Source organism: Pseudomonas sp. p21 (genome assembly GCF_001642705.1).
Lineage (GTDB): Bacteria > Pseudomonadota > Gammaproteobacteria > Pseudomonadales > Pseudomonadaceae > Aquipseudomonas.
On sequence record NZ_LWBV01000009.1, the window covers coordinates 252,082 to 275,058 of the forward strand.

A 22,977-nucleotide genomic window follows, 5' to 3' on the forward strand; every position below is an offset into this window, starting at 1 on the left:
GCCGATACCGGCCTCTTCGCGGGATTGCCCGCTCCCACAGGAACCGCGCATTTTCTTAGCCTCGCGCTAAACCTGTGGGAGCGGGCAAGCCCGCGAACACCGGCGGAGCCGGTGCCATCCGATACAACACTCATCGGATACTCCTTGCCACCCCCCAGCGGTGATTACGATAGTCACATGCCGCTGTTCTACTAAGCCCGCCGCAACCGGAAAAATCCCCTCGCAACGGCGTCAACCACGACGAAATGCGTAACCCACCCTTTCGGTCTGCGGCAAGTGAAGGCACAATGCGTGTCCTTTTTTTGGCCGGCCTGGCCGGGGGCCTTTAAATGATCAAGACGCCGTACTACCTCATCGATAAAACCAAGCTGCTGGGCAACATGGAGAAGATCGCCTACGTGCGCGAACACTCCGGTGCCAAGGCGCTGCTCGCCCTCAAGTGCTTTGCCACCTGGTCGGTCTTCGACCTGATGCAACAGTACATGGACGGCACCACCTCTTCGTCGCTGTACGAGCTCAAGCTCGGCCGCCAGAAGTTCGCCGGCGAAACCCACGCCTACAGCGTGGCCTGGGCCGACGACGAGGTCGAGGAAATGCTCGAGAACTGCGACAAGATCATATTCAACTCGATCGGCCAGCTGCAACGCTTTGCCGCTCAGTCCGAAGGCAAGGTCCGCGGCCTGCGCGTCAACCCGCAGGTCAGCAGCTCCGACTACCTGCTGGCCGACCCGGCCCGCCCGTTCAGCCGCCTGGGCGAATGGGACCCGGCCAAGGTCGAACAGGTGATCGAGCAGATCTCCGGCTTCATGTTCCACAACAACTGCGAGAACGGCGACTTCGGCCTGTTCGACAAGATGCTCACGCACATCGAAGAACGCTTCGGGCACTTGCTGCACAAGGTCGAGTGGGTCAGCCTCGGTGGCGGCATCCACTTCACCGGTGAGGACTACGCGCTGGACGCCTTCTGTGCGCGCCTGAAAGCCTTCTCGGAAAAGTACGGCGTGCAGGTGTACCTGGAGCCGGGCGAAGCTGCCATCACCAACAGCGCTTCGCTGGAGGTGACCGTGCTCGATACCCTGTACAACGGCAAGCACCTGGCCGTGGTCGACAGCTCGATCGAAGCGCACATGCTCGACCTGCTGATCTACCGCCTCAACGCCAAGATGGCCCCCAACGACGGCGCGCACACCTACATGGTCTGCGGCAAGTCGTGCCTGGCCGGTGACATCTTCGGCGAGTACCAATTCGATCGTCCGCTGGCCATCGGTGATCGCCTGTCGTTCGTCGACGCGGCGGGTTACACCATGGTCAAGAAAAACTGGTTCAACGGTCTGAAAATGCCATCCATCGTGGTCAAGCAACTCGACGGCAGCGTCGAAGTGGTGCGCGAGTTCGGTTTCGAAGACTACGTTTCCAGCCTGTCGTAAGACCGGCTTTCAGTAAGGAGCAAGTGACAAATTGAAGAAGAACGTTCTTATCATTGGTGCAGGAGGTGTCGCCAAGGTGGTGGCCCACAAGTGCGCGCAGCATAACGACGAACTGGGTCGTATCGCTATTGCGTCACGGAACATCTCCAAATGCCAGGCCATCATCGACAGCGTCAAGGCCAAGGGTAGCCTCAAGGTACCCGCCGACATCCTGGCCTTCTCGCTCAATGCCCTCGATGTCGAGGCAACCAAGGCGCTGATCCGCGAGACCGAATCGCAGATCGTGATCAACGTTGGTTCCGCCTTCCTCAATATGTCGGTGCTGCGTGCCTGCATCGATACCGGTGCCGCCTATCTGGACACCGCCATCCACGAAGAGCCGGGCAAGATCTGCGAGACCCCGCCGTGGTACGGCAACTACGAGTGGAAACACCTCGAAGAGTGCCAGGCAAAGAACATTACCGCCATTCTCGGCGTCGGTTTCGACCCGGGTGTGGTGAACAGCTACGCCAAGCTGGCGCAGCAACAGTATTTCGACAGCATTGACTCTATCGACATCCTCGACGTCAATGCCGGCTCACATGGCAAGTACTTCGCCACCAACTTCGACCCGGAAATCAACTTCCGCGAGTTCACCGGGCAAGTGTGGAGCTGGCAGAACAGCCAGTGGACCAGCAACACCATGTTCGAGGTCAAGCGTACCGACGACCTGCCGGTGGTAGGTTCGCAAAACCTGTACCTGACCGGCCACGACGAAGTTCACTCGATTTCGAAGAACCTCAACGTGCCGAACGTGCGTTTCTGGATGAGCTTCGGCGAGCACTACATCAACGTGTTCACCGTGCTGAAGAACCTGGGCCTGCTCTCCGAGCAACCGGTGAAAACCGCCGAAGGCCTGGAAGTGGTACCGCTGAAAGTGGTCAAGGCCGTGCTGCCGGATCCAGCCTCGCTGGCTCCGGGCTATACCGGCAAGACCTGCATCGGTGACCTGGTCAAGGGCACCAAGGATGGCCAGCCGCGCGAAGTGTTCATCTACAACGTGGCTGACCACGAAGAAGCCTACGCCGAGACCGACAGCCAGGGCATTTCCTACACCGCCGGAGTACCGCCAGTGGCTGCCGCCCTGCTGGTTGCCCGTGGTGAGTGGGATGCCAAGCGCATGGTCAACGTCGAGGAGCTGCCAGCCGAGCCGTTCCTCAAGGCGCTGGACGTGATGGGCCTGCCGACCCGCGTCAAGGATGAAAAAGGTGATCGTCCTTGGGACGCTGAAGCCTAAGCAGCAAGACAGAGGGGCGCCATCAAGGCGCCCCTTCTGTTTTTGCAGGCCCGGCCTCTTCGCGGGTAAACCCGCTCCTACAGACCTGTGACATGCCTGTGGGAGCGGGTTTACCCGCGAAAGGGCCGGCACAGGCTTACCTCTATTTCCGAGCCTCCAGGATCAGGTTGAACGGCGTCTGCGTCGCCCGCCGGAACCGGCTGAACCCCGCCTCCTCGAACACCGCCCGCAACCGCGCTTCCCCGGCCTGCGCGCCCAGCCCGAGCCCCACCTCCTGCGACAACGAATTCGGCGTGCAGATAAACGTCGATGCCGCATAGAACAAGCGCCCAACCGGTGTCAGGTTGCCCTCCAGCGAATCCTCGGCGTAAGGCTCCACCAGCATCACCGTGCCGTCGGCCTTCAACGCGCGGTAAGCATGCTTCGCAGCCCCCACCGGGTCGCCCATGTCGTGCAGGCAATCGAAGAAGCACACCAGGTCATGGTCATGCCCCGGGTAGTCCTTGGCGCTGGCCTGCTGGAAGCTCACCCTTCCCGCCAACCCCGCCTCGCGCGCACGCTCGTTGGCGGTGGCGATGGAAGGCCCGTGGTAGTCGTAGCCGACGAAGGTGGATGCCGGAAACGCCTGGGCCATGACCAGCGTGGAAGCACCATGCCCACAGCCCACATCCGCCACCTTGGCGCCCGCCTGCAACTTGGCCACGACGCCCTCCAGTGCCGGCAACCATTCGGCCACCAGGAAGGTGCGGTAGCCCGGCCGGAAGAACCGTTCGGTGCCGCTGAACATGCTGGGGTGGTGGTCGCCCCAGGCCAGCCCGCCGTCACCGCGCATGGCTGCGACCAACTTGTCCTTGTCATGGAACAGCGCTGCCACCACCGCCGCACCACCGGCCATATAGGCCGGGGAATCCTCCAGCGCCAGGGCCATGGCCTGCTCTTCGGGCAACACGAAACGGCCCTTGTCATGCACCATGTAACCCGAGGCGGCCTGGGCGCTGAGCCATTCGCGCACCAGCCGCGGGTGGCAGCCGGTCTTTTCCGCCAGCGCCTCGGGGGTGGTCGGCTGGCTGTCGGCCATGGCCCGATACAACCCCAGCTCATCGCCAAGAATCACGTTGGCCAAGGTCGCCGCAGCGCCCATGTCGCCCACCAGCTTGCCCATGAAGTCGTGAAGCCTTGCCTCGTCCATGACCTGCCCTCCTCTGCAAGAAGGCCATCGCCAGCGAGGGACATCCGCTCCGGGGAGGCGGTGGTCGATTGAATGGTGTGGGCCTGCCGAGCGTTGCCCAACGCAGGCCACTTGTAAGTCTAGATGCCCTGATCAGAAGGCTTTGCCTGCCCAGCCAACTTTTCCAGTAGCACCTTGGCCAGCGCCTTGTCCGAGAACGGGTTCTGCCCGGTGATCAGTTCGCGGTCTACCACGACATTGGGTTGCCAGGCCTTGGCGTAGCCCATGTCGCCCCCTGCCATTGCCATGGCGTTGGCCGGGTAGAACAACAGCCGCTGGTCCTTGAGCGATCCCTCGAACACCTGCTCCTCCGGGTCGGAGAAAATGGTCATCTTGTAGCCCTTGTACAACCAGTCGTTGGCTGCCGGCTTTTCACCACGTGCCAGCGCCGACTGGTAGCTTGCCGGGTCCTGCTGGGCCGAGAGCAAGGCGATGGGGCCGTGGCAGATGGCGGCTGTGGGCTTGCCAGCCTGGTGGAAATGCCGCAGCAAGGTGCCCACGTCCGGATTGTTGGCCAGGTCGATCAACGGCGCATGGCCGCCGGGGATGAACAGCCCGGCATAGCGCCCCAGGTCACCTGCCAGTACTTCTTTCACCGACAGGGTATCGTCAATGCCCGGCAGGCCTTGCACGACCTGCTCGATCCGGCGCATCTCCGCCGCATCACCGGCAAAGTAGCTTGGGTCGATCGAGCCCTGGTCGACGCGCGGGGCATTACCCTTGGGGGTAACCAGCACCAGCTTGTAACCAGCCTTGAGCAATCGGTCGGCAGGCACGCCGAACTCGTTGAGGTAGTAGCCGGTTGCGTAGCGCTTGCCGTCCTGCAACGGCAGCTGGTGCTCGCTGGACAGCAGCACCAGCACTTCACCCTTGGGTGCAGCATGGGCACCGGCGGCAAGCAGGGTGCCGGCAACAGCCAAGGCAAGCCGGGACATCTTGGTCATGCAACAATCTCCTGATTTGGCAAATAGGGCCTTCCGCTCACGTTGGCGGGATGCGTTCATGCTAAAGGCAAGGCTATGATTCGATAATTCGAAAGCTCGCATGCCTGTGATCCAGAAAATGAATATCACCAGCAAGGACCTCAACCTGCTGTACCTGTTCCATGTGCTGTATCAGGAACGCAACGCCACCCTTGCCGCCCAGCGCATGGCGCTGAGCCAGCCCGCGCTCAGCCACAAGCTCAACAAGCTGCGTCATCAGTTTGGTGACCCCCTGTTCGTCCGCGCCCCCAGGGGCCTGACCCCGACACCGCGCGCCCACGAACTGGCGCCCGAGGTAGAACGCCTGGTGGTGGGCCTGGAGGGTTTCTATGAGCGCTGCGAAGGACAGGATTTCCTCGCCCGCCCTGCCCGCCTGCACCTGTACAGCACCGACTATGTAGAACAGACGCTGTTGCCCAGGCTGCTGCCGATCCTGCGCAGCCAGGCACCGAACCTGACACTGGTCACCCACAACACCCGCGGACAGCTACCTCGCGAAGAACTGGAGAAAGGCACCTGTGACCTGGCCGTTGCCGGGTTCTACACCGACCTGCCAGAAACCTTCCACCAACAGCGCCTGCTCACCGAGCACTTCGTGGTGCTGGCCTCGCGCAGCCATCCAGGCCTGGACAAAGGCCTGGACCTCGATACCTTCCTCGCCAGCGACCACCTGCTCACCACCCTCACCGGCGACCTCGATGGCCTGGTCGACCGCGCCTTGCGCAGCCTGGGACTGCAACGACGGGTCGTGGCTGGCCTGTCGAGCTTCGTAGCACCCACGCGCCTGCTGCGCGGTACCAACCTGCTGCTCACCTGCCTGCACTCGCTGGCCATCGAAGCCACCGAGCGTGATGACGACCTGCTCATGTACCCGCTGCCGCTGACACTGCCAGCGGTCGAGGTGATGCAGATCTGGCACGAACGCACCCATGCCGATCCTTTGCGGCGCTGGTTCCGCCAACAGCTATGGAGCGTTGCCCAGGAGGCAGCGGCCGGCGCAAGTAACAATTTCTAAACAACAATGTGACATTTTTTTTCAGCTTTCTCGCCAAGGAGCTGTCAAATGAAGGTCACGGTTTTCGGTACAGGCTATGTCGGCCTCACCCAGGCAGTGTGCCTGGCACAGGTGGGGCACTCGGTGTTGTGCATGGATGTCGACGCCGAGCGGGTCGCCAGCCTCAATGAAGGCCATTGTCCGATCTTCGAGCCCGGCCTTGCGCCGATGCTGGAGAAGAACCTGGCCTGCGGTCGCCTGCGCTTCACCACCGACGCCAGCGCAGCGGCGAACTACGCCAGGTTGCAGTTCATCGCCGTCGGCACCCCGCCACAAGCCGATGGCAGCGCCGACCTGAAGCACGTATTCGCCGTGGTCGACAGCATCCTCGAACATGCCGACGGCCCCAAGGTGATCGTCAACAAATCCACCGCACCGGTCGGCACGGTGCAGCGCATCAAGGCGCGCATCGCCCAGGCCGTGGCCGATACCAGCCGCTTCCACGTCATCAGCAACCCCGAGTTCCTCAAGGAAGGCTCGGCAGTCGATGACTGCATGCGCCCGGAGCGCATCATCATTGGGGGCGCGGAGCCCGCCGAGGTAGAGCTGCTGCGCGAGCTGTACCTGCCGTTCAGCCGCAACCGCGAAAAGCTCATGGTCATGGATGCGCGCAGTGCCGAGCTGACCAAGTACGCGGCAAACTGCATGCTGGCGACCAAGATCTCCTTCATCAACGAAATCGCCAACCTGGCCGAGCACCTGGGCGCCGACATCGAAATGGTGCGCCGCGGCATCGGCTCGGACCCGCGCATCGGCTACGACTTCATCTACGCCGGCTGCGGCTTTGGCGGCTCGTGCTTCCCCAAGGACCTGCAAGCCCTGCGTCGCAGCGCCGAGGCCGAAGGCTTCGAGCCGCAGTTGCTGCGTGCGGTGGAGTCGGTCAACGAGCAGCAAAAGGGCCGGCTATTCAGCAAGATCCAGCGCCACTACCCACGTGGCCTACGCGGCAAAGTCTTCGCCTTGTGGGGGTTGTCGTTCAAGCCCAATACCAACGACATCCGCGAAGCCTCCAGCCGGGTCCTGCTGGAAGCGCTGTGGGCAGCCGGTGCGCGGGTGCAGGCCCACGACCCGCAGGCCATGGAAGAGATCCAGCGCCACTATGGCCCGCGCGCCGACCTGCAACTGGTGCCGTGCAAGGAGGATGCGCTGCGCGGCGCCGATGCCCTGGTGATCGTCACCGAATGGCAGGACTACCGTGTGCTCAACCTGGACAAGGTGCCGCAACAACTGGCCGACCGGGTGGTGTTCGACGGGCGCAACCTGTTCGAACCCGAGCACATGGCCGCCGCCGGTCTGACTTACTACGGCATCGGCCGTGGCCAGGTGCAGCCAGCATGCCCGTACTGATTACCGGCGTGGCCGGCTTCATCGGCTACCACGTTGCACGGCGCCTGTGCGAGGCAGGCATCGAGGTGGTCGGCATCGACAACCTCAATGCCTACTACAGCGTCCAGCTGAAGCTGGCGCGCCTGCAGCAGCTGTTCGGCTTTGCCAATTTCCGCTTCCACACCCTCGACATCGCCCACCCGAGCGAACTGCAACAGCTGTTCGCCGGGCAGGCGTTCAGTGAAGTTATCCACCTGGCGGCGCAGGCCGGGGTGCGCTATTCGCTGGACAACCCTGGTGCCTATGGCCAGGCCAACCTGGTCGGTTTTCTCAACATCCTCGAAGCCTGCCGCCAGCAGCCCCCCCGCCACCTGATCTACGCCTCCAGCAGTTCGGTGTACGGCGCCAACGCCAAGCTGCCGTTCAGCGTCGACGACCCGGTCGAGCAACCAGTGTCGTTGTATGCCGCCAGCAAGCGCGCCAATGAACTGATGGCGCACAGCTACGCACACCTGTACCGGCTACCGACCACCGGCCTGCGCTTCTTTACCGTCTACGGTCCCTGGGGCCGCCCGGACATGGCGTTGTTCAAGTTCACCCGCGCCATGCTCGAGGGCCGACCGATCGAGGTCTACAACAACGGCCTGATGGGGCGCGACTTCACCTACATCGACGACATCGTCGAGAGCATCGTGCGCTTGCGCCTGAAGCCGCCACTGCCGGCTGAGGGGCAACCGCCCTGCCAGCTGTTCAACATCGGCCGAGGCCAGCCGGTACGGCTGCTGCACTTCGTCGAAAACCTGGAGCGTGCACTGGGCATCAAGGCCCGGCGCGACTACCTGCCGCTGCAAGCGGGTGACGTGCTGGAAACCTGGGCCGACGTCGGCTCGCTGGCGCGCTGGATCGACTACACCCCGGACACATCGCTGGAACACGGCGTCGACGCCTTCGTTGGCTGGTACCGGGATTTCTACCGGGTTTGAGCCGTGCAATCACCACAAGATCACAGGTAGCCTCATGACAGATCCACTTGACCTCTCGGTACTCATCCCCGCCAAGAACGAGGTCGACAACCTGCCATCACTGCTGATGGAAATACGCACCGCGCTGGCGGCTGAAGACTATGAAGTGCTGGTGGTCGATGACGGCAGCAGCGACCGCACCCTGAGCGTACTGCAGCAACTGAAAAGCCAGGGTTACCCGCAACTGCGCATCCTCCGCCACGAGCGCTCGCTGGGCCAGAGCACCTCACTGTGGCATGCCGCCCAGGCTGCGCGCGGTCGCTGGCTGGCGACCCTGGACGGCGACGGTCAGAACGACCCGGCAGACATCCCCGGCATGCTGGCCTTGGTGCGCGCCAACCAGGGCCTGGCCGGTGGCGTCAAGCTGGTGGCCGGGCACCGGATCAACCGCCGCGACAGCGCCAGCAAGCGCTGGGCCTCGCGCCTTGCCAATGGCCTGCGCAGCCGCCTGCTCAAGGACGCCACACCAGATACCGGCTGCGGGCTGAAACTGATCGAGCGCGCGGCCTTCCTGCGCCTGCCCTATTTCGACCACATGCACCGCTTCATCCCGGCACTGATCCTGCGCCACAACGGCCGTATGCTGGTGCACCCGGTCAACCACCGGCCACGTCATGCCGGGGTGTCAAAGTACGGCAATCTGGACCGCGCCCTGGTCGGTATCCTCGACCTGTTCGGGGTCTGGTGGCTGATCCGTCGCACCCGCCTGGACACGCATCCCCAGGAGCTGGAAGGATGACCCGAGAAACCCTGTGGTTGATCATCGGCTTCGCCGGCCAGGCCGTATTCACCGGGCGCTTCGTGTTGCAGTGGCTGTACAGCGAGTTCAAGCGCCGCAGCGTGATCCCGGTGGGTTTCTGGTACCTGAGCATGCTCGGCAGCGCACTGCTGCTGACTTACGCCATCTATCGCCAGGACCCGGTGTTCATCATCGGCCAGAGCTTCGGCTTCCTGGTCTACCTGCGCAACCTGCAACTGATCGCCCGCCACCAGGAACAGAAGGAATAGCCCTTGCCAAGGTTCAAGACGCTAAGGGCCGAACGCCTGGCCCTGATTGCCCTCGCGGTGTTGCTGGTAGGCGCGGGCATCGGCTGGCGCCAGCCGATGAATGTGGATGAAGAACGCTTTCTCGGCGTCGCCCTTGAAATGCTGCAGAGCGGCAACTGGTTCATCCCGCACCGGGCGGCGGAAATCTACGGCGACAAGCCGCCGCTGTTCATGTGGACCGTGGCCCTGTTCAGCCACCTGACCGGCTCGCCCAAGGTTGCCCTGTACCTGCCAGGGCTGCTGTCGGCGGCGACCATCACCTGGGTGCTGCATGACCTGGGGCAACGCCTGTGGCACCGGCGCATCGGCGTGATTGCCGCCTTACTGTTCCTGGCCACCTACCAGAGCTACAGCATCCTGCGCACCGGGCAGATCGACAGCTTTCTGTGCCTGTGGGTGGCGCTGGGTTTCTACGGCATGGTTCGCCATCTGCTGCTGGGGCCGGCCTGGGGCTGGTTCTATCTGGCCTGCGCGGCCATGGGCCTGGGCATCATCAGCAAGGGCGTGGGCTTTGTGCCGGCGCTGATGCTGCTGCCCTATGCCTTGGCGGTGCGCCAGCGCTGGCACGGGGTGGTGGCCATGCCCGGCCAGGGTTGGCGCTGGAGCCTGGGGCTGCTGTGGTTGCTGGCCGGTTGCGCGGTGTGGCTGCTGCCACTGCTGGTATCGATCGCCCATGGCGGTGGCGAGGCGGAGCTGGCCTACCTGAAGGAAATCCTGCTGCGCCAGACCGCCAGCCGTTATGCCAATGCCTGGGACCATCGCGAACCGTTCTGGTACTTCTTCGTCATGGTCATCCCCAAATACTGGCTGCCACTGGTGCTGGCCCTGCCCTGGCTGGTGCCGGCCTGGCGCCGGCAGCTGCAAAAACGCGACGGGCGCTTCCTGTTGCTGCTTGGCTGGGTGGCGCTGGTGCTGTTGTTTTTCAGCCTCAGCAGCGGCAAGCGCAAGCTGTACATCTTCCCGGCGCTGCCGGGGCTGGTGCTGGCCATCGCGCCACTGCTGCCGTGGCTGCTCAAGCGCTGGCTGCAGCGCCGACCGGCCTGGCGCAGGGCATTCACGGTCGTGGCCCTGGCATGGTTCGCGCTGTGGTTCGCGCGCGGCTTCGTCGAGCCGCTGAAGGAAGGCCGCAACCCGCATGAGACCTTGATGAGTGAAGCCGCACGGGCCACCGGCGGCGCCGACTTGGTGCTGGTCGACTGGCGCGAGGGGCATTGGCTGTTTGCCCGGCAACCCATCGTGCACTTCGGCTTCACCGGCCAGTCCAAGGCAGATGCGGCCGCCTACTGGCTGCGCCACAACCCCACGGCCTTCGCCCTGATCCCGGCTTCGGAACTGGGCCGCTGCTTCGCTGCCGAGAAGGCACAGAGGCTGGGCGAGACCTCGCGCGCCGAGTGGTATGTGGTCGGCGCCGATGCCGATAACGGCCAGTGCAAGGCCACAGCCCCAAGTCACGTCTACCGCTTCGACTGGGCGGGCTCGCCTTAGGGCCTGTCAGTCAAAGCTTCTGCAGGCTCTATTGGGGCTGCTTTGCAGCCCTTCGCGGGCATCCCTCTCTCATAGAACTGCACATACCTCATTGAATTAGCAGGATCCTGTGGGAGCGGGCGTGCCCGCGAAGGGCCGGACGTTGCTTTACAAAGGCATAACGGCACTCTCAGGAGGATTGAGTTGCAGCACCTCGTTGGTGTAGGCCCACTCCTTCTGCACCTGGTCCGGGTGGTCATTCAGGCGAATGCCATAGGACGGGATGATCTGCCTGATCTTCGCCTGCCACTGCGGCGATGCCATCTTGTCCTTGAACACTTTGCTCAGCACCTCAAGCATGATCGGCGGCGCGGTCGAGGCGCCGGGCGAAGCCCCGAGCAACCCGGCAATGCTGCCATCTTTGGACGTCACCACTTCAGTGCCGAGCTTGAGCACGCCACCCAGTGCCTCGTCCTTCTTGATGATCTGCACCCGCTGGCCCGCCTGCCACAGCCGCCAGTCTTCCTTTTTCGCCCCGGGGAAGTAGGTGCGCAACGCTTCGAAACGGTCATCGTCAGATTGCAGCACCTGGCCGATCAGGTACTGCACCAGGTCGAACTCGCGTACCCCGACCCGTACCATCGGCCAGGCGTTGTGCACACTGGCACTGGCGAACAGGTCAAGCAGCGAGCCCTGCTTGAGGAACTTGGTCGAAAAGGTGGCGAACGGCCCGAACAGGATCATGCGCTTGCCGTCGAGCACGCGGGTGTCCAGATGCGGCACCGACATCGGTGGTGCGCCGGTGGCAGCGATACCGTAGGCCTTGGCCATGTGACGTTGGGCGATGACCGGGTTGTCGGTGACCAGGAACGAACCACCGACCGGGAAGCCGGCATAGTCCTTGGCTTCATCGATGCCCGACTTCTGCAGCAGCGGCAGCGCCGCGCCGCCAGCGCCGATGAACAGGAATCTGGCGTCGGTAGCCGCGTTGCTGCCGTCCTTGAGGTTCTTGTACTCGACATGCCAGGAGCCGTCGTCATTGCGGGTGATGGCCTGCACCTCGCTCGACAGCTTGAGGTCGAAGTTCGGCCGAGTCTGCAGGTAACCCACGTATTGCCGGGTGATCTCGCCAAAGTTGACGTCGGTGCCGATCGGCGTCCAGGTCACGGCCAGTTTCTGGTTGGGGTCGCGGCCTTCCATCATCAACGGTACCCACTTGCGGATCTGCTCGTGGTCCTCGGAGTACTGCATGGGCTTGAACAGCGGGCTGGCCTGTAGCGCCTCGTAGCGTTTCTTCAGGAAGCGAATGTTGTCGTCGCCCCAGACGAAGCTCATGTGCGGGGTGGTATTGATGAAGGAATGCGGGTTCTTCAGCACGCCCTGCTTCACCTGCCAGGCGAGGAACTGCCGGGTGACCTGGAACGACTCATTGATCTCCACCGCCTTGCTGATATCGACTTTGCCGTCCTTCTCCGGGGTGTAGTTCAGTTCGGCCAGGGCCGAGTGGCCAGTGCCGGCGTTGTTCCAGCCGTTGGAGCTTTCTTCGGCGACCTTGTCCAGGCGTTCGACCATTTCCATCGACCAACCCGGCTCCAGCTCATTGAGCCAGACGGCCAGGGTTGAACTCATGATGCCGCCGCCCACCAGCATGACATCGACCTTTCTGGTTTCCGCTGCCTGGGCATCGAGCATGCCGAATGCCAAGGTCAGCCCGGTCAGCGCCAGTAGCGGCTTGATGGTAATCTTCATAACCTCTCCCGTGCATCGCTGCTGTCCATGATTCAAGCCACAAGCTTAGGCCAATGGACGGGTAATGCCGGAGGGCATGCTGATATGGTTTCCCAGGCCAACAGATTCCGTAAGCGCGCTGTGGGAGCGGGTTCACCCGCGAAGAACGCGACGCGGTGCATGGCACCGGCTGCACCGCACCGGTCAATCAGCCAAACAACCTGGCCAGAAAACCCAGCTTCTTCTTGTACGAGCGCCGTGCTTCCAACGCATCCTCCAGGCTCACCGCCAGGAACCGCGCCTGCTGGTTGGGCTGCATCTGCCCGATCAGGTCCAGGTCGGCGCTGATCACCGTGCCGATCATGGCGTAGCCGCCACCCGACACCGCATCACGGTGCAGGATGATCGGCTCCAGCCCCGCCGGTACCTGGATGGAGCCGATCGGGTAGCAGCTGTCGACGATGTTCGACGGGTCCGAGCCGGCCCCGAACGGCTGCTCGCGCGGCTGGAAGCTCAAGGCACTGCCGCCCTTGTAGCGATAGCCAATACGGTCTGCCTCGGAACCGACCGTCCAGGCTTCGGTGAAAAAGCTCTGCGCCGCAGCCTTGGTCAGGCGGTGAAAATACAGCCCCGGCACCACCCGTAGCACCACCTCGCCACCCAGGGCCTGACGCAAGGCCATCGGCAGGCTTGCACCGGCGCGGGTCTTGCCGCTGGGTACGCCGACCGGTAACAGGTCGCCCGCCATCAGCTTGCGCCCATGGAAGCCACCCAATGCACCCAGCGCATAGGTGGAGCGGCTGCCGAGCACCTCGGGTACATCGATACCACCGGCCACCGCCAGATACGCCCGGGCGCCTGCGGTAGGGAAGCTGAAACGCAACACCTGCCCGGCACGCACGGCAAATGCGGTGTCCGGGCGTTGCTCGCGGCCATCGAGCAAGGCTGGCATCTGCGCACCGCACACCGCCACCAGTGCATCCTGCTGAAACTCCAGCTCCGGCCCCACCAGCGCGCACTCCAGGCCCGCGGTGCCGGCCGGGTTGCCCACCAGGTGGTTGGCCGCCCTCAGGGCGTACTGATCGAGAGCGCCGGACGGCGGGATGCCCAGGTGGTAGTAGCCTTCGCGGCCCAGGTCCTGCACCGAGGTAGCCAGGCCGGGTTTGAGTACCTTGATCATGCCAGCACCTCTTGCAGGGTCTGCGGATAGCCGACCGGGTCGGCGAGGAACGCGTCCAGGGAGAATTCCACCGGGCGAATGCGCAGGTCGAAACGGCCTTCTGCTACATTCGCTACCGCCTGGTCGTAAGTACGGCGATCGATGGGCTTGAACTGCACGATGTCTCCCGGGCGGAAGAACACCATATGCTCCTTCAGGTAGTTCAGTGTCTGCTGCGGGTCGTAGATCGGCGCCGGGGTCACGCCGAACATCTGGTAGCCGCCGGCCCCGCGCACGGAATAGATGCACCCGAAGCAGCCGCCATGGCCGAGGGTGAGTTTGGGGGTGTCCGTACGCGGGCGCAGGTACTTGGGCACCTGCAGTTGCCGCTCGCGCTCGACCATCTGGAACATGAACGGCAGGCCAGCGACGAAGCCCACCATCGACACGAACCACGGTGCGCCGCTGTGTGCGGCAATGAATGCCTCGACATCGGCCAGGCCGTTGACCCGCGCGGCGTACTCCAGGTCGGTACTGCCCGGGTCCTGGTGGCGGTCACGAAAACGCATCAGCGTTTCATGGGTCCAGGGGTCGTTGTACAGCACCGGAATCTCGATGATCCGCGTCTGCAACGAGCGCTCGGCCACCGCCTGCGCTTCAGCCCCACGCACCGCCGCCAGCAGCGCCTGCGGCGCAATACGGTCCGGGTCGAAGCGGATCTGGAACGAGGCGTTGGCCAGGCACACATCCAGCACGCCATCCAGGGCCAGCCGTTCCACCGCTCGGGTAACGGCCATACCCTTGAAAAAAGCCTCCAGCGACATGCTCTCGCTGACTTCGGCAAACAGGTGCTCGTCGGCGCCAAAGCTGTAGCGGATCGGGGTTGTAACAAGCGGTTCGGCCATGACTGTTCCTTTTCTTGGAGTCTTTATAGAAAGGCAGGCGAAAGCAAACTGCACAGGCTCAGCGTGGCGCGCGTACCACGATACCGGCAGCGTCCAGCGCCTTGCGCGTGGCCTCGACCAGGTCGAGTGCACCTGGGGTATCACTGTGCAGGCAGATGGAATCGAACTCGATGGCCAGGTCCTGCCCCTCGACCGTGCGTACCACGCCTTGCTGGCAAGCCCGCAACACCCGCTCAGCAACGGCCCTGGGCTCGTAGCCCCGCACATTGCGGGTAAACACGATCGACCCGCTCAGGTCGTACTCGCGGTCGGCGTAGAACTCGCGAATCACCGGCTGGCCCAGTGCCTGGGCAATGCGGCAGATCACCGAACCCGGCATGCAGTACAGCAGCAGCTCCGGCTCGATCACCCGCAGGTTTTCCACCAGCAGCCGCGCGGCTTGTTCGTCACGTGCCAGATGCATGTACAGCGCACCGTGCGGTTTGATGTGCTGCAGGCGCACGCCTTGGGCGCGGGCAATTTCACGCAGTGCGCCGAGCTGGTAGAGCATGTCGTCGACCAGTTCCTGGGCCGGGGCATTGATGTGCCGGCGGCCGAAGCCGACCAGGTCGCGGAACCCAGGGTGCGCCCCCACAGCAACGCCAAAGGCCTTGGCCCGCTCGACGGTGCGGCGCATGGTGCCGGGGTCACCGGCATGGAAGCCGGTGGCGATGTTGGCCGTGCTGATGTAGCCCATCAGCTCGTTGTCGACGCCGTCGCCAATGGTCCACGGGCCAAAGCCCTCCCCCATGTCCGAGTTGAAATCCACCACCTGCATGACTGTCTCTCCTGGCACTTGTGACTGCATGCAAGCCACGTTAGATTCTCCGCACCCCCTTGGGAAGATCTATAAACAGATAGGGTGTCTTCGGAAAATCAGATACCCAGGGAGCCTACCGTGTCACTGACCCTGCGCCAGGTCCGCTACTTCGTCGCCACCGCCGAGATCGGCCAGATTTCCCAGGCGGCGATCCACCTGAACATTTCCCAGTCTGCCGTGACCACGGCGATCAAGGAGCTGGAGGCGATGCTCGGCGTGATGCTGTTCCAGCGCTCGGCCCAGGGCATGAGCCTGACCGAGGCCGGTCGGCACTTCCTGAACCGCGCCTACGTGATCCTGCGCAGCGTGGACGATGCACTTAACAGCCCGCTGCCGGATGTGCGCGCCAGCGGCCTGCTGCGCCTGGCAGCAAGCTATACGGTGATCGGCTACTTCCTGCCGCATCACCTGCAACGCCTGGAACACTGGCACCCGGACGTGACCCTGGAGCTTTACGAACAAGAGCGCAGCGCCATCGAGCAAGGCCTGCTGGAGGGGCGTTTCGACATGGCGGTAGTGCTCACCGCCAACCTCACCCACCCGGACATCGTCTCGGAAACCCTGTTCAACTCCGAACGCCGCCTGTGGCTGCCCGGCCACCATCCGCTGTGCGAGCGCTCGGCGGTAAGCCTGGCCGATGTGGCTTGCGAGCCGTTCATCCTGCTGACCGTGGATGAAGCCGAGCAAAGCGCCATGCGCTATTGGGAACAGGCCGGGCAGCGGCCGAAAGTGCGGGTGCGGACCAGTTCGGTGGAAGCCGTGCGCAGTATGGTCGCCAATGGCAGCGGTGTGGCGATCCTGTCGGACCTGGTGCACCGCCCGTGGTCGCTGGAGGGCAAGCGTATCGAGACGGTGACCATCAGCGACCCGGTGACGCCGATGAGCGTGGGGTTGGCCTGGCACCGGGAACGGGCGTTCAGCCCGGCGATGCAGGCCGTGCGCAATTACTTCCATGATGCATTTCTGGCGCCGCAGCAGTTGTCGGCACGGCGCTGACCAGGTTTTTGCAGGCCCGGCCTCTTCGCGGGCATGCCCGCTCCCACAGGGGCCGCGTAGCTTTCAAGTATCCAGACCAAGGCCGGCTTGCTTTTACCGCTCCACGGGCATAGCGTTCGGAAGTTTTCTTTACTGTGCCCAGGAGCAACTCCATGTACACCGGCATCGTCCAGGCCGTCCGCCCTCTGCTTGATGTGACCACCTACCCGGGCCACAACCAGTTCACCATCGACCTCACCCCGGAACTGCTCGACGAGCTGAAGATCGGCGCCAGCGTCAGTGTCGAGGGCACCTGCCTGTCGGTCACCGAAATCGACGGCACCCAGGTCAGGTTCGACGCCATGACCGCCACCCTCGAGCGCACCAACCTGCGCAACTTCAAGGCCGGCCAGGGCGTCAACATTGAACGCTCGGCGAAGATGAACGCCGAAGTCGGTGGCCACCTGATGGCGGGCCACATCGCCACCACCGCCGAAATCGTCGAGCTGTCGATCAAGGAAACCGGTGCCTTCATCAAGTTCCGCATGCCACCGGAATGGGGCAAGTACGTGTTCCCGCGCGGTTTCATCGGGGTCAACGGCTGCAGCCTGACCGTCGCCGATGTCGAGGACAACGTGATCACCATCAACCTGATCCCGGAAACCCTGCGCCAGACTACCTTCTCCAGCTACAAGGCCGGCGAGCTGCTCAATATCGAAGTGGACCACCAGACCATGGTCCTGGTCGATGTGGTGGAGCGCACCATCAAAGGCACCCTGGCCCGCGAAAAACTGCTGCCCTGAGACCCGCCCATGCTGCCTACCGCCCTCCCCGCACGCACAGCCAAACGGCTGCGCCTGCAAATTCTGCGTGGCCGTGTCGGCCTTGGCCTGGTCGCCGGCCTGTCGGTGCTGGCCGGCATGACCGATGCCATTGGCCTGCTGGCCCTGGGCGACTTCGTATCGTTCATGAGTGGCAATACCACGCGCCTGGCCGTCGCCATCAGCGAGGCGGACCTGGCTCTGGTGCTGCGCCTGAGTGCTGCGGTGCTGGGCTTCGTCGCTGGCAACGCCCTGGGCGTGCTGCTGGCGCGCGGCTTCCGCCGTCGGGCCTGGCCGATGCTGCTGGTGGTCGCCGCCCTGCTGGCCTTCGCGGCGGCATGGCCCTTGGCGGTCACTTTTCCGGCGTTGCTCGCGGCCACACTGGCCATGGGCATGATCAATGCCGTGGTCGAACAGGTGAATGGCCTGCCTATCGGCCTGACCTACGTCACCGGTGCCCTGTCGCGCTTCGGTCGTGGCCTGGGGCGCTGGCTGCTGGGCGAGCGGCGCAATGGCTGGCGGGTGCAACTGGTGCCTTGGGCCGGCATGCTGCTGGGTGCCGCGCTGGGTGCCTGGCTGCAACACCACCTGGGCCTGCTGGCACTGACCGGCAGCTGCGCACTGGCCTGCGTACTGGCCATGGTGTCGCGCTTCATCCCGGGCGCCTGGCAGCGCGGTTACATGCCGCGCTGATCACCTGTGGGAGCTGGTTGGCGATGCGCCGCGAAAGCGGCGCGCACTGAAATCAGATGCCTTCGCGGGCCAGGTCCATGGCGAAGTAGGTGAGGATCAGGTCGGCACCGGCACGCTTGATCGCGCCAATGCTTTCACGCACCACCCGGCCTTCATCGATGGCACCAGCCAGGCCGCCGAACTTGATCATCGCGTACTCGCCGCTCACCTGGTAGGCCGCCAGCGGCAGGCGCGATGCTGCGCGGATATCGGCGATCACGTCGAGGTAGGCACCGGCCGGCTTGACCATCAGCACATCCGCCCCTTCCTGCTCGTCGAGCAGCGACTCACGCACGGCTTCGCGGCGGTTCATCGGGTTCATCTGGTAGCTCTTGCGGTCGCCCTTCAGCGCGGTACCACCGGCTTCACGGAACGGGCCATACAGCGACGAGGCAAACTTGGTGGAATAGGCCATGATCGCGGTATCGTGGAAACCGGCACTATCCAGCGCGCTGCGGATGGCCTGGACCTGGCCGTCCATCGCCGCCGACGGGGCAATGAAGTCGGCACCGGCAGCGGCGGCGATGACTGCCTGCTTGCCCAGGTTGGCCAGGGTGGCGTCGTTGTCCACGCCATGGTCGTGCAACACACCGCAGTGGCCGTGGCTGGTGTATTCGCAGAAGCAGGTGTCGGACATCACCACCATTTCCGGCACGGTGTCCTTGCAGATGCGCGACATGCGCGCCACCAGGCCGTTTTCGTTCCAGGTGTCGCTGCCAACGGCGTCCAGGTTGTGCGAAACGCCAAAGGTCATTACCGACTTGATACCGGCGCGGGCATAGCGCTCGATTTCCCGGGCCAGCAGCTTCTCGGGGATGCGGTTGACGCCCGGCATGCTGGTGATCGGCACGAAGTCATCGATGCCCTCTTCGACGAAGATCGGCAGGATCAGGTCTTCAAGGCGGAACTCGGTTTCCTGGAAGATCGTGCGCAGGGACTCGTTCTGGCGCAGGCGGCGTGGACGAACGGACGGGAATTGGTTGGACATGACAGCTCCAGGGAATTTGAACGGCGTATACCTTATGCCTGTCTCGCGCCAGTGAAAAGGCCAGATGACGAGATATTGTCTTGCGTCAAAAGCAATGGCTGCATTTTTCCTGGGCCGGCCTCTTCGCGGGTAAACCCGCTCCCACAGGATTCGCGCTGTACTTGTAGGAGCGGGTTTACCCGCGAAGAGGCCACTGCAAGCAACCTGTTACTGCAGCCAGGGCGGCGCAGGCTCCTCTGCCCTGGCCACCCCATGCTCGGCCTCGACCCGCGCGGCACGCCGGCGCGCATCATCCAGCCGCGCTGCATCTATCTCGCGCATCACCCCGGCCACGTCGGCCGCCTGCTCGTCATCCTCGAACAGCCCCGTCAGCGGGCTGTCCGGGCGCAGTTCGCCCGCCTCGTACAAGGCCCACATTTCCTGTGCATACCGGGTACTTTTCAGCTCCGGCGCAAAGCGCCCGAAGTAGTGGGCCATGTTGGCCACATCGCGCTGCAGCATGCTGAAGGCATGGTTGTTGGCCGCTGCATCCACAGCCTGCGGCAAGTCGATGATCACTGGCCCGTCCGGACCAAGCAGCACGTTGAACTCCGACAGGTCGCCATGCACCAGCCCGGCACACAGCATCAGCACGATCTGGCGAATGACGAAGGCATGGAACGCCCGGGCATCCTCGGCGTCGAGGTGCACGTCGTTCAGGCGTGGGGCCGCGTCACCGTCGGCATCGGTCACCAACTCCATCAACAGCACGCCGTCCTGGAAATCGTAGGGCTTGGGCACCCGCACGCCAGCGCCGGCCAAGCGGAACAGTGCCGCCACTTCGGCGTTCTGCCAGGCGTCTTCGGCTTCTTTACGGCCGTATTTGCTGCCCTTGGCCATGGCCCGGGCCTGGCGGCTGTTGCGCACCTTGCGGCCCTCCTGGTACTCGGCGGCCTGGCGGAAACTGCGCTTGTTGGCTTCTTTATAGACCTTGGCGCAGCGTACCTGGCTGCCGCAGCGCACCACATACACGGCGGCTTCCTTGCCACTCATCAACGGCCGCAGTACTTCGTCGACCAGGCCGTCTTCGATCAGGGGTTCGATTCTTTTGGGTGTCTTCATCAGGCTGCGTTCGGGGTCCTGGCTGTGTTGGCGGACATCCTCTCACAGCCTGATGCGACTTGCTCGTCTGTCTTCAGGGCGAACGTCTCAGGCGCCCTGCCCTACACTGCCAACCGCCACCCCGCGCGCCCGACGCCGTGTCACCAGCAGCCCGGAACACACCACCAGCACCGCCAGCACCATGGTCGATACCACTTCCAGGCGGTGGTCCGGGCGGAACAGCATCAGCACCAGCACGCCACTGATGAACAGGATCACGCCCCAGGTCAGCCACGGGAACAGCCACATGCGGTAGCCCAATGTCTTGCCCTGTGCGGTCAGGCGCTGGCGCAAGCGCAGTTGGGAAACGGCGATCACCAGGTACACCAGCAGGGCAATGGCGCCGGAGCTTGCCATGAGGAAGCCGAACACTTTGGCCGGTACCAGGTAATTGGCGATCACCGCCAGGAACGCCGCACCGGTAGACAGCAGCACCGCCACCACCGGCGTGCCACTGCGGCTGGTCACCTGGGCGCAGGCAGGGGCGTCACCGCGGCGGCTCAGCGAATAGACCATGCGCGAGGCGGTGTACAGCGAGGAGTTGAGGCAGCTGGTCACCGACGTCAGCACCACGAAGTCGATGATGGCCTTGGCATTCGGCACCCCGAGGGTGTCCAGCACCGTGACATAAGAGCCTTCGGTGGCCAGGCGTGGGTCAGTCCACGGCACCAGCGCGATGACAATGAAGATCGACAGGATGTAGAACAGGGTGATCCTCCAGATCACCGAGTTGGTGGCCTTGGAAATATGCTTGCCTGCTTCGTCGGATTCGGCCGCGGCGATGGTCACCACCTCGGCCCCGAGGAACGAGAACATGGTAATCAGCATGGCACTCAGTACGGCACCAAAACCGTTGGGCATGAAACCGCCGCTATCCCACAGGCGCGACACACCGCTGACACCGGAGCCTGGCAGCAGGCCGAAGATGGCGCACACACCCAGCGCAATGAAACCGACGATGGCCACCACCTTCACCAACGCCAGCCAGAACTCGAATTCACCGTAGTTCTTCACGCTGAACAGGTTGGTGGCGGTCAGCAACAGGGTAATCACCAGCGACAATACCCAGATCTCCATCTGCGGGACCCAGGAATTGATGATGGTGGCGGCGATATTGGCCTCGATGGGGATGATCAGTACCCAGAACCACCAGTACAGCCAGCCGATGGTGTAGCCGGCCCACTTGCCAATGGCGAGGTCGGCATAGGTAGAGAACGAACCGGTGTCCGGCGAGGCAACGGCCATTTCGGCCAGCATGCGCATCACCAGCACCACCAGTGCGCCGGCCAGGATATAGGCCAGGATGGTGGCGGGCCCTGCTTCGGCAATTGCACGGCCGGAGCCGACGAACAGGCCGGCACCGATCACGCCGGCAATGGACAGCATGGTGACATGCCGTGATTTCAATCCATGACTCAAATTGTTCTTGTGGGTTTGCATGGCGCTACCTTGTTGTTTTTGTCATGCCCACGCGGGGGCCGCCGGCTTGCACGTCACCGACGCAGGCGCGAAAAAGCCCGCCCTGCCCTAGATGGTGAGTAGGGCAGTACGGGTTGAGTAAAACGAAACCGCAGAACGTATTACCGGTAGGTCAGCCGGCAACCCGCCGACGGGGTGCCAGGTCGGCCTTGGGGAAACCGCTGCCCTGGTGGCCAACCTGCTCACAGACCTTGTCGACGATGTAGGCGCCGATCGGAATGGCGGAGGTGGCGGCCGGCGACGGCGCATTGCACACGTTGACGCTGCGTGCGGTGTTGACGAACAGGAAGTCGTCGATCAGCTTGCCGTCACGCGACACGGCCTGGGCACGCACGCCGGCCGGGTAAGGCGTGAGATCGGCCTTGGTGATGCTCGGGCAGTACTTCTGTACCTGCTTGAGGTAGCCGCCCTTGAACAGCGAGTTCTTCATCTCGATCAGGCCCGGGCGGAAGTTCTTCGCCAGCACCTTGAGGATGCCGGGGGTGGTCAGGGTCTGGAACAGGTCGCTGGGGCTGACGTCGCTCTTGCGATAACCCTCACGCTTCATCGCCAGCACGGCGTTGGGGCCAACGGTGACGGTGCCGTCGATCATGCGTGTCAGGTGCACACCCAGGAACGGCATGGACGGGTCGGGAATCGGGTAGATCAGGTGGTTGACGATCTGGTTGTGCTGCTTGGGCAGCAGGTAGTACTCGCCGCGGAACGGGCAGATGACAAACTCGGTACGCAAGCCCAACATGCTCACCACGCGGTCAGCCATCAGGCCGGAGCAGGTCACCAGGAAACGGCTGCGCAATTCGTCACCCTGCGTGCGCACGATCACTTCGCTGGCCAGTTCCTGCAGGCCGACCACCTCGGCACCATAGCGGATTTCGCCGCCGGCGCGCTGGAACTCGGCACCCATGGCCGCAGTCACTTCGGCGTAATTGACGATGCCGCTGGAGGGCACGAAGATGCCGCCCATGCCGACGATATTGGGCTCGCGCTCGCGCAGTTCGGCCGCCGACAGCCAGTAGCGCTCCAGGCCATTGGCCGCGGTGCGCTCCCACAGCGCTTTCATGCGCTGCATTTCCAGGTCGTTGGTGGCCACCAGCAGCTTGCCGCACTCATCGAAGCGGATGCCGTGTTGGGTGCAGAAGGCCTTGGTGGCCTTGTTGCCTTCCAGGCAGAAGCGCGCCTTGAGGCTGCCGGGGGTGTAATACACGCCGGCGTGGATCACGCCGCTGTTGTGGCCGGTCTGGTGGCGGGCCGGGCCGGACTCTTTCTCCAGCAGGAGAATCTTCGCGTCCGGGTAGACCTTGATCAGGTGCATGGCCGTGGACATGCCCACAATGCCACCGCCAATGATGATGAAATCGTACACA

21 protein-coding genes are annotated in these 22,977 nt (G+C 63.7%); 11 read left to right on the forward strand and 10 right to left on the reverse strand.

Annotated features, from left to right (window positions below; genetic code table 11):
- Positions 1-329: 329 nt before the first annotated feature.
- Both A4C63_RS23405 and A4C63_RS23410 read left to right on the forward strand, forming a co-directional pair.
- Positions 330-1,427, forward strand: coding sequence for a carboxynorspermidine decarboxylase (locus A4C63_RS23405; RefSeq protein WP_063914814.1), 1,098 nt, complete (start codon positions 330-332; stop codon positions 1,425-1,427).
- Between the two features lie 31 nt (positions 1,428-1,458).
- On the forward strand, positions 1,459-2,703 hold the full coding sequence (locus tag A4C63_RS23410; protein WP_063914815.1) for a saccharopine dehydrogenase family protein: 1,245 nt from the start codon (positions 1,459-1,461) through the stop codon (positions 2,701-2,703).
- A gap of 142 nt (positions 2,704-2,845) precedes the next feature.
- Here A4C63_RS23410 and A4C63_RS23415 read toward each other — a convergent pair whose 3' ends face one another.
- Positions 2,846-3,892 (reverse strand): class I SAM-dependent methyltransferase, encoded by a 1,047-nt coding sequence (locus A4C63_RS23415; protein ID WP_063914816.1) that lies wholly within the window; start codon positions 3,890-3,892, stop codon positions 2,846-2,848.
- A 119-nt stretch (positions 3,893-4,011) separates the two neighbouring features.
- Positions 4,012-4,875, reverse strand: coding sequence for a type 1 glutamine amidotransferase domain-containing protein (locus tag A4C63_RS23420; RefSeq protein ID WP_063914817.1), 864 nt, complete (start codon positions 4,873-4,875; stop codon positions 4,012-4,014).
- Positions 4,876-4,993: 118 nt separating this feature from the next.
- Here A4C63_RS23420 and A4C63_RS23425 point away from each other — a divergent pair, with 118 nt between their 5' ends.
- The 6 genes from A4C63_RS23425 to A4C63_RS23450 are packed head-to-tail and all read left to right on the forward strand — an operon-like array spanning position 4,994 to position 10,848.
- A complete protein-coding gene (locus tag A4C63_RS23425; protein ID WP_063914892.1) occupies positions 4,994-5,929 on the forward strand; it encodes a LysR family transcriptional regulator in 936 nt (311 codons plus the stop codon).
- Positions 5,930-5,977: 48 nt separating this feature from the next.
- The gene (locus tag A4C63_RS23430) at positions 5,978-7,315 is read left to right on the forward strand and encodes a UDP-glucose/GDP-mannose dehydrogenase family protein (RefSeq protein ID WP_063914818.1); all 1,338 of its coding nucleotides are present in this window, start codon (positions 5,978-5,980) and stop codon (positions 7,313-7,315) included.
- The gene (locus tag A4C63_RS23435; RefSeq protein WP_063914819.1) at positions 7,303-8,277 is read left to right on the forward strand and encodes an NAD-dependent epimerase/dehydratase family protein; all 975 of its coding nucleotides are present in this window, start codon (positions 7,303-7,305) and stop codon (positions 8,275-8,277) included. Before A4C63_RS23430 ends, A4C63_RS23435 begins: the two co-directional genes overlap by 13 nt.
- A 34-nt stretch (positions 8,278-8,311) precedes the next feature.
- A complete protein-coding gene (locus A4C63_RS23440; protein ID WP_063914820.1) occupies positions 8,312-9,055 on the forward strand; it encodes a glycosyltransferase family 2 protein in 744 nt (247 codons plus the stop codon).
- Positions 9,052-9,324, forward strand: coding sequence for a lipid-A-disaccharide synthase N-terminal domain-containing protein (locus tag A4C63_RS23445; protein ID WP_016486575.1), 273 nt, complete (start codon positions 9,052-9,054; stop codon positions 9,322-9,324). The genes A4C63_RS23440 and A4C63_RS23445 overlap by 4 nt, the downstream gene beginning before the upstream one ends.
- A gap of 3 nt (positions 9,325-9,327) precedes the next feature.
- Complete coding sequence (locus A4C63_RS23450; RefSeq protein WP_063914821.1) at positions 9,328-10,848, forward strand: glycosyltransferase family 39 protein; 1,521 nt, start codon at positions 9,328-9,330, stop codon at positions 10,846-10,848.
- A gap of 147 nt (positions 10,849-10,995) precedes the next feature.
- On the opposite strand, the gene mqo is transcribed toward A4C63_RS23450, so the two are convergent.
- From mqo to A4C63_RS23470, 4 genes are all read right to left on the reverse strand, one after another.
- Positions 10,996-12,576 carry a malate dehydrogenase (quinone) gene (gene mqo / locus A4C63_RS23455; RefSeq protein ID WP_063914822.1) on the reverse strand — a complete coding sequence of 527 codons (1,581 nt, stop codon included), beginning with the start codon at positions 12,574-12,576 and terminating at the stop codon, positions 10,996-10,998.
- Positions 12,577-12,763: 187 nt separating this feature from the next.
- Positions 12,764-13,735 (reverse strand): biotin-dependent carboxyltransferase family protein, encoded by a 972-nt coding sequence (locus A4C63_RS23460; RefSeq protein WP_063914823.1) that lies wholly within the window; start codon positions 13,733-13,735, stop codon positions 12,764-12,766.
- Positions 13,732-14,619: an allophanate hydrolase subunit 1 gene (locus tag A4C63_RS23465; RefSeq protein WP_063914824.1), complete on the reverse strand. Its 888-nt coding sequence runs from the start codon at positions 14,617-14,619 to the stop codon at positions 13,732-13,734. The genes A4C63_RS23460 and A4C63_RS23465 overlap by 4 nt, the downstream gene beginning before the upstream one ends.
- Positions 14,620-14,677: 58 nt before the next feature.
- Positions 14,678-15,436: a 5-oxoprolinase subunit PxpA gene (locus tag A4C63_RS23470; RefSeq protein WP_063914825.1), complete on the reverse strand. Its 759-nt coding sequence runs from the start codon at positions 15,434-15,436 to the stop codon at positions 14,678-14,680.
- Positions 15,437-15,556: 120 nt separating this feature from the next.
- On the opposite strand from A4C63_RS23470, the gene A4C63_RS23475 reads away from it, so the two are divergent.
- From A4C63_RS23475 to A4C63_RS23485, 3 genes are all read left to right on the forward strand, one after another.
- Positions 15,557-16,474, forward strand: a complete 918-nt coding sequence (locus A4C63_RS23475) for a LysR family transcriptional regulator (protein WP_063914826.1) — start codon at positions 15,557-15,559, stop codon at positions 16,472-16,474.
- A gap of 152 nt (positions 16,475-16,626) precedes the next feature.
- On the forward strand, positions 16,627-17,256 hold the full coding sequence (locus tag A4C63_RS23480; RefSeq protein ID WP_063914827.1) for a riboflavin synthase: 630 nt from the start codon (positions 16,627-16,629) through the stop codon (positions 17,254-17,256).
- 9 nt (positions 17,257-17,265) lie between these two features.
- On the forward strand, positions 17,266-17,967 hold the full coding sequence (locus A4C63_RS23485; protein ID WP_063914828.1) for a YoaK family protein: 702 nt from the start codon (positions 17,266-17,268) through the stop codon (positions 17,965-17,967).
- 52 nt (positions 17,968-18,019) lie between these two features.
- Here A4C63_RS23485 and hemB read toward each other — a convergent pair whose 3' ends face one another.
- From hemB to lhgO, 4 genes are all read right to left on the reverse strand, one after another.
- Positions 18,020-18,994, reverse strand: coding sequence for a porphobilinogen synthase (gene hemB, locus A4C63_RS23490; RefSeq protein WP_063914829.1), 975 nt, complete (start codon positions 18,992-18,994; stop codon positions 18,020-18,022).
- Positions 18,995-19,201: 207 nt separating this feature from the next.
- Positions 19,202-20,095, reverse strand: a complete 894-nt coding sequence (locus A4C63_RS23495) for a PA4780 family RIO1-like protein kinase (protein ID WP_063914830.1) — start codon at positions 20,093-20,095, stop codon at positions 19,202-19,204.
- Positions 20,096-20,182: 87 nt separating this feature from the next.
- Positions 20,183-21,574, reverse strand: a complete 1,392-nt coding sequence (gabP, locus tag A4C63_RS23500; RefSeq protein WP_063914831.1) for a GABA permease — start codon at positions 21,572-21,574, stop codon at positions 20,183-20,185.
- Positions 21,575-21,725: 151 nt separating this feature from the next.
- On the reverse strand, positions 21,726-22,976 hold the full coding sequence (lhgO, locus tag A4C63_RS23505) for an L-2-hydroxyglutarate oxidase (RefSeq protein WP_063914832.1): 1,251 nt from the start codon (positions 22,974-22,976) through the stop codon (positions 21,726-21,728).
- Between the last annotated feature and the right edge of the window lies 1 nt (position 22,977).